8 protein-coding genes and 1 pseudogene are annotated in these 10,757 nt (G+C 39.6%); 1 reads left to right on the forward strand and 8 read right to left on the reverse strand.

Annotation, left to right across the window (positions count from 1 at the left end):
- Together V7149_RS02820 and V7149_RS02825 are read right to left on the reverse strand one after the other, a co-directional pair.
- Nucleotides 1-258 (reverse strand): YicC/YloC family endoribonuclease (locus V7149_RS02820; protein WP_335344146.1); only part of this gene is annotated, 258 nt, incomplete at its 3' end.
- Nucleotides 259-409: 151 nt separating this feature from the next.
- Nucleotides 410-3,088 carry a calcium-translocating P-type ATPase, SERCA-type gene (locus V7149_RS02825; protein ID WP_335344147.1) on the reverse strand — a complete coding sequence of 893 codons (2,679 nt, stop codon included), beginning with the start codon at nucleotides 3,086-3,088 and terminating at the stop codon, nucleotides 410-412.
- A 620-nt stretch (nucleotides 3,089-3,708) separates the two neighbouring features.
- Between V7149_RS02825 and V7149_RS02830 the strand changes: the two genes are divergently transcribed.
- A complete protein-coding gene (locus V7149_RS02830; RefSeq protein WP_335344148.1) occupies nucleotides 3,709-5,418 on the forward strand; it encodes an Rqc2 family fibronectin-binding protein in 1,710 nt (569 codons plus the stop codon).
- Between the two features lie 39 nt (nucleotides 5,419-5,457).
- Here the strand turns inward: V7149_RS02830 and pyrE are convergent, their stop codons facing one another.
- The 6 genes and pseudogenes from pyrE to V7149_RS02860 all read right to left on the reverse strand — a co-directional run bounded on the left by pyrE (nucleotide 5,458) and on the right by V7149_RS02860 (nucleotide 10,711).
- Nucleotides 5,458-6,087, reverse strand: a complete 630-nt coding sequence (gene pyrE / locus V7149_RS02835; protein ID WP_335344149.1) for an orotate phosphoribosyltransferase — start codon at nucleotides 6,085-6,087, stop codon at nucleotides 5,458-5,460.
- Nucleotides 6,072-6,800 (reverse strand): orotidine-5'-phosphate decarboxylase, encoded by a 729-nt coding sequence (pyrF, locus tag V7149_RS02840; protein WP_335344150.1) that lies wholly within the window; start codon nucleotides 6,798-6,800, stop codon nucleotides 6,072-6,074. The genes pyrE and pyrF overlap by 16 nt, the downstream gene beginning before the upstream one ends.
- Before the next feature lie 2 nt (nucleotides 6,801-6,802).
- The gene (locus tag V7149_RS02845) at nucleotides 6,803-7,714 is read right to left on the reverse strand and encodes a dihydroorotate dehydrogenase (RefSeq protein WP_335344151.1); all 912 of its coding nucleotides are present in this window, start codon (nucleotides 7,712-7,714) and stop codon (nucleotides 6,803-6,805) included.
- Nucleotides 7,711-8,490 (reverse strand): dihydroorotate dehydrogenase electron transfer subunit, encoded by a 780-nt coding sequence (locus V7149_RS02850; RefSeq protein WP_438823975.1) that lies wholly within the window; start codon nucleotides 8,488-8,490, stop codon nucleotides 7,711-7,713. The genes V7149_RS02845 and V7149_RS02850 overlap by 4 nt, the downstream gene beginning before the upstream one ends.
- Nucleotides 8,491-8,531: 41 nt before the next feature.
- Complete coding sequence (locus tag V7149_RS02855) at nucleotides 8,532-9,818, reverse strand: dihydroorotase (protein ID WP_335344152.1); 1,287 nt, start codon at nucleotides 9,816-9,818, stop codon at nucleotides 8,532-8,534.
- Nucleotides 9,781-10,711: pseudogene (locus V7149_RS02860) on the reverse strand (aspartate carbamoyltransferase catalytic subunit). Before V7149_RS02860 ends, V7149_RS02855 begins: the two are co-directional and overlap by 38 nt.
- Nucleotides 10,712-10,757 lie beyond the last annotated feature (46 nt).

Genomic DNA, 10,757 nt, shown 5'->3' on the forward strand with positions numbered 1-10,757 from the left:
GTCTAATAATGCCCAATCTATTTGAACATGCCGACTTGAAAGGCTCTGTCCCTCAATCGTAATATAAACTTCAATTCTGCCTCTTTGGACATATTCACTAATTTTTTTCTTAATTTTATCTTCCAGATAAAGAAGCTGTTTCGGCATTCTAATTTGGTATTCAGCAAATCGATGATTTACCGTTTTAACTTCAACTATGGCAGTAAAAGAACCCTCAACCTTCTTCCCTCTGCCAAAACCAGTCATACTTATAACCATAATTAAACACGCCCTGATCTATGGATTACAAAAATAATTAAACATTTAGTTCGTATTTTACCATAAGGAAAGAAAAATGTATTTAAAAATTTGAATACAAGCAAAAAAGGCAATAGTAAATGCTCTATTACCTTTTGGATTATACCATATCTTATTTTCTTTTTCTTGCCAAAAAAGAACCAGCTAATAAAAATGTTGGTAAAGCAGCAAGCCCAGTAATCATAAACCAATCCTTCATTACTACTGGAACTGTATGGAAAATTGGCTGTAAAGGCGGATAGTAAATGACAACGAACAATAAAGCCAAGGATGAAATAACTGCCCAAACTAAATATTTGTTGCCAAACGGATTTCTTGCAAAAACAGATTTCTCACTGCGGCAATCAAATACGTGAATTAACTGAGCCATTACTAGGGTGGAAAAGGCAATCGTTTGTGCGTATGCGAGTTCATCTGGATTTTTATTGTATACGATGATGAAGGCAATTAAAGTTACAACCCCAATCAAAAAGCCTCGTGATACTACTTTCCAGCCAAGTCCCCTAGCAAATACTCCCTCTCTAGGATTTCTTGGCTTCCGTTTCATCACATCATCTTCAGGCTGATCTAAACCTAAAGCCATTGCAGGTAAGCCGTCCGTTACAAGATTTACCCAAAGAATTTGAATAGGCACTAAAGGAAGGGGGTAACCTAGCAGCATAGCAAAAAGCATAACAAGAATTTCACCAACATTGGAAGCTAGCAAATATCGGATAAACTTTCTAATATTCTCGTAAATATTTCTGCCTTCTTTTATAGCTGCTTTTATCGTAGCAAAATTATCATCAAGCAGAACTAACGCGGATGCTTCCTTGGCCACGTCTGTCCCTGTTATCCCCATTGCTACCCCAATATCCGCAGCTTTAATGGCCGGTGCATCATTAACGCCATCACCTGTCATGGCCACAATATGTCCTCTGTTCTGCAGAGCCTTGACAATTTTCAATTTATGCTCTGGCGAAACTCTGGCAAAAACAGAAACATCATCTACTACTTCTTCTAATTCATGAACATCCATTTCTGAAAGCGCATTACCATCTAAAACCTTTGAGTTGTTTGTAAAAATACCAAGCTGACTTGCTATTGCTTTTGCGGTAATTACATGATCACCGGTAATCATGACGGTTTTAATGCCTGCGTCCCTGCACTCCTTAACAGCATCCTTTACTTCTGGTCTTGGAGGGTCAATCATGCCATGAAGCCCTATAAAAGTAAGATCTCTTTCTGCCTCTTTTTCATGTAAAATAATTGTATTTTCAGGAATTTCTTTAAATCCAATCGCAATTGTTCTTAAGGCTTGAGAGGCTAAGCTTTCAATTGCTTCTTGAATTTTATTAGAAACTTCACGAGACATAAGCTGGCGTTTTCCGTCCCAAAGTACACTTCTGGATATTCCAGCTAACACATCGGGTGCACCTTTTGTGACAATAAATTGCCTGCCCTTATGATCCTTTACGATGATGCTCATCATTTTTCTGGAAGAATCAAACGGGAATTCCTTCATTATTTGATATTGGCTTAATAAAGTGTTACGGCTGTAACCTGCCTTCATAGCCGCAACGAGCAAAGCACCTTCTGTTGGATCTCCATCGATAACATATTCATTACCTTTTTGTTTAATTTCTGCATGATTGCAGAGCATACCGAACATAAGCAATTGCTGAAGTGACTTTTCATTCTTTATTTCTATTTGCTTGTCATTTCGATAGAACTTCCCTTGAGGTTCATAGCCAACGCCATCAACACCCCATACGTTGCCGCCGCTCCAAAGATGAGTAACGGTCATTTTGTTTTGCGTCATTGTTCCTGTTTTATCTGAACAGATTACCGAAGCACAACCTAGCGTTTCAACTGCTGGAAGCTTCCTTACGATAGCCTTCTGCTTAATCATTCTTTGGACACCGAGGGATAAGGCAACCGTTACAATGGCTGGAAGCCCTTCTGGAATTGCCGCAACAGCCAATGAAACTCCAGCAAGGAACATCGTATAAAGATCATGCCCTTGTAAAACCCCGACAACTACTACAAGAACAGTTAGTAATAGGGCCACCGTGATGAGAATTTTCCCAAGCTGCTCAAGCCTGCGCTGCAATGGAGTAGTCATTGTTTCAGCCTTTTGCAGCAAATCAGCAATTTGCCCCATAGCTGTTTTCATCCCGATTGCAACGACTAGCCCTACTCCGCTTCCGCGTGTAACTAATGTGCCCATAAACGCCATGTTTTCCATGTCGCCAATTCCAAGATTTGCTGCTTTAATAGAGCCTATTGTTTTCGAAACCGGCAACGATTCGCCAGTGAGTGCAGATTCTTCCACTTCAAGGCTATTGGATTCTATTAATCTTACATCTGCCCCGATTCGATCTCCACTTGAAAACTTAATAATATCTCCAACGACAATTTCCTTTGTGGGAATCTTCATCCATTCCCCATCTCTTAAAACACTCACCTGAGGCGCCGAAAGCTCTTTTAATGCGGCTAATGATTTTTCCGCTTTTCTTTCTTGAAAAAATCCAAGCAAACCATTTATTATTACGATAGCAATAATGGCGACAGCATCTATGTATTCACCAAGGAGTCCCGAAACAAGTGTCGCTGCTAGTAAAACAAGGACCATGAAATCCTTAAATTGACTAAAAAACAAAAGTAGGGCAGACTGTTTTTCTCCTTCTTCCAGTTCATTATAGCCAAATTGTTTTCTTCGGTTTTTTACATCGTCTTTAGTTAAACCGGCTTTCTTATCAGAATTAAGGGCCTGCTCAACTTCTGTTTCATTCATTTCATGAAATCTCATCCGAACATCACACTTCCTCCTTATTGTCTAGCTGCGGCTCCTAGCCCCTCGAGGTCATAAGTCAATCTTCCATAAAGGTTAAAATACAACCTTCATGAAAGATTGCCTTATGCTTGTCGGGGCTGAACAGTCGCCTCGCTTTTCTAGCTTCTTGTAGAAAAAAGCAAATATTTGTACAAACTAGAGTTATGACCTTTATTATGAAAAGATGCCTTTAAAGTGACAGCATTCGGACCTACCACCCCTTTTAATTAGCAAACATCACCCCGAAAACAGTCTAGTCTAAAGAAAGCTTATTCAGACTCGTCCAAAAAAATGCTATTATATTTAGGAGAGCAGGATAAAAACAAATGTGGTGAAGAAACAAACGGACATTGAATCCGTTATTTCTATTAAATAATCTAAATTTAAGGCTAAACGGACACAGAGGACGCTATTTTTGAAAAAACACAAGGAAATCGATGCTTTTTTACATATTAACGGAACGTATGTCCGTAAACATCAGAAATTAACACCCTTTTCCTCAAATAACGGTCCTGTTGTCCGTTAAGCACTAATATTGCTGCCACCTTATTACGGCAAGTGTAAGAAGATATTAAATAAGAAGAGGATGTTCCCTTATGTCATTTGACGGTTTATTTACTAGGGCCATGACTGAAGAATTGACCCGTGAATTAAAAGGCGGAAGAATTAATAAAATTCATCAGCCTTATAAAAATGAAATTATTTTAGTAGTAAGAGCCAACGGAAAAAATCATAAACTCCTCCTATCTGCTCACCCAAGCTATGCAAGGGTGCAGCTGACAAATGAAACTCATGACAACCCTGCTGAGCCTCCAATGTTTTGTATGCTCCTAAGAAAACATTTAGAAGGGTATTTTCTTGAAGATATTAAGCAGGTGGATTTAGATCGGATTATGATTTTTGAAGTAAAAGGGCGGAACGAAATCGGGGATACGTCCTATAAACAATTAATTGTGGAAATTATGGGCCGGCATAGCAATATTACATTAGTCGATAAAACGAGAAATATGATTCTAGATAGTATTAAGCATGTTTCATTTGCCGTTAATTCACATAGGGCCATATTGCCTGGACACGAATACATATTGCCGCCAAGTCAGAATAAATTAAATCCATTTGAAGCAGACGAAACTGAAGTGTTGAGGCAATTGGATTTTAATAGCGGGAAGCTTGATAAGCAGCTTGTCTCAAGCTTTGCTGGAATATCTCCACTTTTCGCAAAGGAAGTCATCTTTCAGGCAGGACTAGCTAATCGGGCAACTTTGCCGAAGACGTTTTTAGCGATTTTGCAAAAAGTGAAGAAACAGCAAATACAGCCCGCTATAACAATGGGTGGTGAGAAAGAGAGCTATTATCTTTTTCAATTGACTTATTTACAAGGAAAGGCCAGGGAGTTTCAAACACTAAGCGAAATGCTTGATCGCTTTTATTTTGGCAAGGCTGAACGTGACCGTGTTAAACAGCAAGCACATGATCTTGAACGTTTTATCATGAACGAAAAAGAAAAAAATGAGAAGAAAATTGATAAGCTTTTAGCTACTTTAAAGGAAGCAGAAAATGCGGATATTCATCAGCTGTATGGCGAATTAGTTACAGCTAATATTTTTGCCATTCAAAAAGGAATGAAGGAAATCAAAGTCATCAACTACTATGATGAACATGGGGCAACCGTGACCATTCCGTTAGAGCCGCAAAAAACTCCATCGGAAAATGCTCAAAAGTATTTTACAAAATACCAGAAAGCGAAAAATGCTATTAGTATCGTAAAAGAACAGATTGAGATAGCAAGAAAAGAGCAAGCGTATTTTGAAGCATTGCTGCAGCAAGTTGAATCGGCTTCACCGAAGGATATCGAGGAAATCCGCGAAGAACTTATCGAAGGTCAATATATAAAAGATAAAAAGAAGCGAAAAAATAAAAAAATCCAAAATGCAAAGCCTGTACTAGATCGCTATATGTCTTCAGACGGAACAGAAATATTAGTCGGAAAAAATAATAAACAAAATGACTACTTAACGAATAAGCTGGCAGGAAGAGATGAGATTTGGCTTCACACAAAAGATATTCCAGGTTCCCATGTAGTCATACGAAGCAAGGAACCAATGGAGAAAACAATTCTAGAGGCAGCATCCCTTGCAGCCTATTTCAGCAAAGCGCGAAATTCTAGCTCTGTTCCTGTAGATTTTACACAAATCAGGCATGTCAAAAAGCCGAGCGGTGCAAAGCCTGGGTTCGTCATCTATGATAATCAGCAAACGATTTATGTAACCCCTGATGAGGAAACAATTCTCGCTTTAAAAAATTAATAAAAGGCAAGCCAATTGTGCTTGCCTTTTTGAATTAATTTATGCTTGTTTTCCCCATTCTACAGGGTCATTTCTCCATTCCGAAAGCTTCTTCATATCTTCTTCCTGAATATAACCTTTTTCTCTTGCAATTTCTGACAAAGTTTCAAAGTCAGTTAACGTATAAGCAGTAATATCAGCATTTTCCAATAGCTCTCTACCCTTTTGAAGCTGATAAGAGAAAATAGCTACGACCCCTAACACGATACAGCCAGCCTTTCTAAGTGCCTCAACAGCGGTAATGACGCTGCCTCCTGTAGAAATTAAATCTTCCACGACTACGACCTTTTGGCCCGCTTCAGCCTTACCTTCAATCTGATTCCCCTGACCATGGCCTTTCGGCTTTGAACGTACATAACACATAGGAAGATCCATTAAATCACTTACCCAAGCAGCATGCGGAATACCCGCTGTAGCAGTACCTGCAATAAGTTCTGCATCTGGAAACTTCGCTAAAACCGTTTCCTTTAGCCCATTAGCAATTTCTTTACGGACGGTAGGGTAGGATAATGTAAGGCGATTATCACAGTAAATTGGCGCACGGAGACCTGATGACCATGTAAAAGGATCGTTTGGCTTTAATGCGACAGCTTTAATTTCAAGTAGGCTTTCTGCTATTTTGCGATGCATTGGTGAACACCCTCCCACGATTGTTTGAACATGAAATATTTCTCCAGCGGATTGTCTGATTTAGTAATTGAACGGCCAACAACTATCGCCGAAACACCTTCTGATTTTGCAAATTCAGGAGTGGCTACCCGCTTTTGATCCTCTACATCGTCTGACTTTAAACGAATGCCAGGTGTCACAGTTAAAAATGAATTCCCTAATACTTGAGTAATCGGGCTAGCCTCGAAAGTAGAACATACGACACCATCCATACCCGCTTGCTTAGCAAGTGATGCATAATGAAGAACAGACTCTTCTAAAGAAACATTGATTAACTGTTCTTTCTTCATTTGCTCCTCTGATGTGCTTGTTAATTGAGTAACTGCAATACAAGCAGGTCTAGCCTGTCCAGTTCCGGTTCCAGCATCTAAACCTTCAAGAGCTGCTTCCATCATTTCTTTCCCGCCTGCAGCATGTACATTAACGAGGTCACACCCAAGCCTAGCAAGTCCTTTCATCGCACTTCTCACTGTATTTGGAATATCATGAAGCTTTAAATCTAGAAAAACATCGTGGCCTTGTGCCTTCAAATCATGAACGATGCCTGGCCCCTCTTGATAATACAGTTCCATTCCAACCTTTAAAAATAACTTCTCATCTCCAAAATTCTCGAGGAATCGGAAGACTTCATTTTTACCAGCAAAATCAAGAGCGATAATAATAGATTTATCCATGCTTATTTCCAGCTCCTTCCCGTGCACTCAGAAATATGTTCGAAGCCTAGGCTTTGTAATAGTTCTGGTAATTCTTCAATAATTGTCGGGCAAACAAATGGATCAACGAAATTGGCTGTTCCTACAGCTACAGCACTTGCTCCAGCATAATAATATTCAATTACATCTTCCGCTGATTGAATACCGCCCATTCCGATGATTGGAATAGATACTCGCTGGCTAACCTCGTGGATCATCCGGATTGCCACTGGTTTAATAGCTGGGCCCGATAATCCGCCTGTTTGATTCGCTAAGATCGGTTTTCCGGTCTTCAAGTTAATTCTCATGCCAACTAAAGTGTTAATCATTGTTAAACCATCGGCACCGCCGTCTTCGATCGCTTTTGCCATATCAACTATATTTGTCACATTTGGTGATAATTTAACGTATACAGGTACTTCAGAAACTTCCTTAACCTTTTTCGTTAAGTTCTTTGCCACTTCAGGAATTGTGCCAAAAGCAATGCCGCCTGTCTTAACATTTGGACAGGATATATTCAATTCTAATGCATGGACATTTGGTGCTTTAGAAATCTCTTTAGCGACAGCAATATAATCTTCTTCCTGGGAGCCAGCAACATTAGCAATGATCGGAACATCAAATTGCTCTAACCAGCGCAGCTCTTCATTTATTACTTTTTCTAAGCCCGGATTTTGCAATCCTATTGCATTCAGCATACCAGCGGAGGTTTCCGCTACTCGTGGTGTCGGATTTCCAAATCGAGGCTCAAATGTTGTAGCCTTTATCATAATTGCTCCGAGCAAGCTTAAATCAAAAAGCTGACTAAACTCTCTGCCAAACCCAAAACAGCCTGATGCCGGCATAACCGGATTTTTCAATTGTAATCCTGGCAGGCTTATTTCTAAAGTTTTCATAATACAACCTCCCCTGCCTTGAAAACCGGACCATCACTGCATACCTTTTTATATGTGTATCCAGTAGGATCTTCTCCAGTATGACATACACAAGCGAAGCAGGCTCCAATTCCACAGCCCATTCTTTCCTCTAAGGACAGGTAAACTTTCTTATGTTTATATGCTTGTTCTAATGCTTTTAGCATTGGAGTAGGCCCGCAGGAATAGAGAATATCAAAGTTAATTTTGTCGTCTTCGATCACATTTGTGACAAATCCTTTCCTGCCATAGCTGCCATCAACTGTTGCAGCATATGTTTCCCCGAGCTGTGTAAATTGCTCATCGTAAAAAACAACATTTGATGATTGGAAGCCAAGTACATGAATAACCTTGACCCCTTTTTTTACAAGCTGCTTAGACAATTCAAATAGAGGCGGAACACCTATTCCTCCCCCAACTAAAAGTGCCGTTTCTCCAGCACTGGCCTCTTCTAATGGAAAGCCATGACCTAGAGGGCCTAGAACATCAACAGTATCACCTGGTTTCTTCTCTGATAGAATGATAGTTCCTTTACCCTCCGCACGGTAAATCATTGTGAACTCTTTCTCGTCTTTGTTTATGGCAGAAATACTAATCGGTCTTCTCAAAAGCGGGTCAAATTGTTCAGAAATCTTCAAATGGACAAATTGGCCAGGCTCATTCATTTCGTTAACAAGCTCACCTTTTAAGGTGAGCTCAAAAATACGTTCAGCAATTTCTTGTTGTGATACAACTTGACATAATTCTTTTTTTATCATTTATATACACCCCTTGTAGCAGGATTCCTCTTGCTGTTCATTCATACTGTTACTTTTCTGTTACTCCATGCAACTTGCCCATTAACCATTGTTAATACAGGCCAGCCTTTGCACTCCCAGCCTCCAAAAGGTGTATTTCTGCCCTTTGATAAAAATTGTTCAGGATCAATTTTTTCTGTATGTTCTAAGTCTAGTAAGACGATATCTGCTTCTGCTCCTACTTCAATTTTCCCTAAAGATAAACCAAAAGCTTGAGCAGGTTTTATTGTTAAATAATCAATTAATTGCTTTAAAGAGAAAATCCCTTTTTCCACGAAATGTGTATAAAGGAGTGGGAACGCTGTTTCCAATCCAACAATCCCGAATGGTGCCAGCTTCATGCCTTCTGCTTTATCCTCTGCTGAATGTGGCGCATGATCAGTAGCAATAAAGTCAATTGTTCCATCGAGAATTCCTTCAATTAGTGCTTCTTTATCAGCTAAACCTCTTAGTGGAGGGTTCATTTTATAATTCGTATCAAGGCCAGGGATGTCTTCCTCACATAATAAAAGATGATGAGGCGTTACTTCAGCCGTAACTTTAATACCTGCCTTTTTTGCATCGCGTACGACCCTTACGGATTCCTTTGTACTAATATGACAAACATGGTAATGGCAATCAGCAGCCTCAGCGAGCAATACATCCCTAGCTATATGGACAGATTCACATACAGAAGGAATACCATTCAAACCATTTGCTTTTGAAAAAGTTCCTTCATGAACGGAGCCTTTATTTATAAGCGTATTTTCTTCACAATGGGCTACAATTGGCATATTAATTTCAGCAGCACGCTTCATAGCGGCAAGCATCATCGCAGCCGATTGAACGCCAACCCCATCATCCGTAAAGGCAAAAGCCCCAGCTTCCTTAAGTGCTTGGAAATCTGTCAGCTCTTCACCAATCTCACGAATGGTAATAGATGCATATGGAAGAACTCGAACAGAAGCCGTTTCTTCAATACGTTTATTTAACTTTTCCAATTGTTCCTTAGAATCAGGAACAGGTCTAGTGTTTGGCATGGCCGCAACCGTTGTAAATCCGCCCTTTGCAGCGGACTTAGTTCCAGTCTCAATAGTTTCCTTCTTCTCGCCTCCTGGCTCGCGAAGGTGGACATGCAGATCAATAAATCCAGGAGCAATAAGCAAACCCGAAGCATCAATCGTTTCTTTTGCTTCCTTTGAAATTCCTTCTTTTATTTCAACAATCTTTCCAGATTCTATTAAGATATCTCTTCTAATGAACTCCCCTTCATTAGTTAGCAACTGCCCATTCTTTATAAGTGTTGACATCTTTACCGCCCCTTTCAGATTGTTCAAGTGCTCTTTTTAATACCGCCATTCTTACAAAAACACCATTCGTCATTTGCTTAAATATTCTTGACCGTTCACATTCTACTAAGCAATCAGCTATTTCAACATCACGATTGATAGGAGCTGNNGCTTCCTGGCTTCATTTTTCTTTCCCTTTCCACAGTCAATCCGTAGGCTTGATGGTATTCTTCAGCTGTTCGATCCCCTTTAACTTCATGGCGTTCATGCTGAATTCTTAACAGCATGACAACATCGGAAGTAGCTACAGCTGTATCAATATTTTCAAAATTGACCCCATTTTCAAGAATTTCATCATCAAACCACTCTTCAGGTCCTGAAAAAACAACTTCAGCACCTAATCTTACTAAAGTATCAGCATTCGACCTTGCTACTCGGCTATGTCTGATATCACCGATAATCGCAACCTTTAATCCATGAAAGCAGCCAAATTCCTGTTTGATGGTTAATAAATCTAGAAGCGATTGTGTAGGATGATGCCCACATCCGTCACCAGCATTAATGATTGCAGCATCTGTTTTTCCATCTAAACTGTCAAAATATCGATCTTCGCTATGGCGAATAATAACTGCATTTGCTCCTATTGCTTCAAGCGTTTTAACCGTATCATAAAGAGTTTCACCCTTTTGCACACTTGATGTACTCACTTCAAATGGGATCGTATTAATTCCTAATCTTCTTTCAGCAACTTCAAAGCTGCATTTCGTCCTCGTGCTATTTTCATAGAATAAATTCGCTACAAACATATTTTTCCCAGCTGACCATGTACCACCATCTAAAAAGTATTGAGCATCTTCAAGAATTTCGTTAATTTCATTAATAGTTAATTCAGTTGTCGTTAGTAAATGTTTCATTCATAAACCCTCCCTTATCTTCTAAAAAAAACACCCTGACATTTTG

The organism is Bacillus sp. JJ1503 (genome assembly GCF_036965125.1).
Taxonomy (GTDB): Bacteria; Bacillota; Bacilli; order Bacillales; family Cytobacillaceae; genus Cytobacillus.

What these genes read in the sequence shown, in the direction of transcription:
- V7149_RS02825 (WP_335344147.1), bottom strand. Translation starts at nt 3,088, where the DNA reads ATGAGATTTCATGAAATGAATGAAACAGAAGTTGAGCAGGCCCTTAAT.
- V7149_RS02830 (WP_335344148.1), top strand. Translation starts at nt 3,709, where the DNA reads ATGTCATTTGACGGTTTATTTACTAGGGCCATGACTGAAGAATTGACC.
- pyrE (WP_335344149.1), bottom strand. Translation starts at nt 6,087, where the DNA reads ATGCATCGCAAAATAGCAGAAAGCCTACTTGAAATTAAAGCTGTCGCA.
- pyrF (WP_335344150.1), bottom strand. Translation starts at nt 6,800, where the DNA reads ATGGATAAATCTATTATTATCGCTCTTGATTTTGCTGGTAAAAATGAA.
- V7149_RS02845 (WP_335344151.1), bottom strand. Translation starts at nt 7,714, where the DNA reads ATGAAAACTTTAGAAATAAGCCTGCCAGGATTACAATTGAAAAATCCG.
- V7149_RS02850 (WP_438823975.1), bottom strand. Translation starts at nt 8,490, where the DNA reads ATGATAAAAAAAGAATTATGTCAAGTTGTATCACAACAAGAAATTGCT.
- V7149_RS02855 (WP_335344152.1), bottom strand. Translation starts at nt 9,818, where the DNA reads ATGTCAACACTTATAAAGAATGGGCAGTTGCTAACTAATGAAGGGGAG.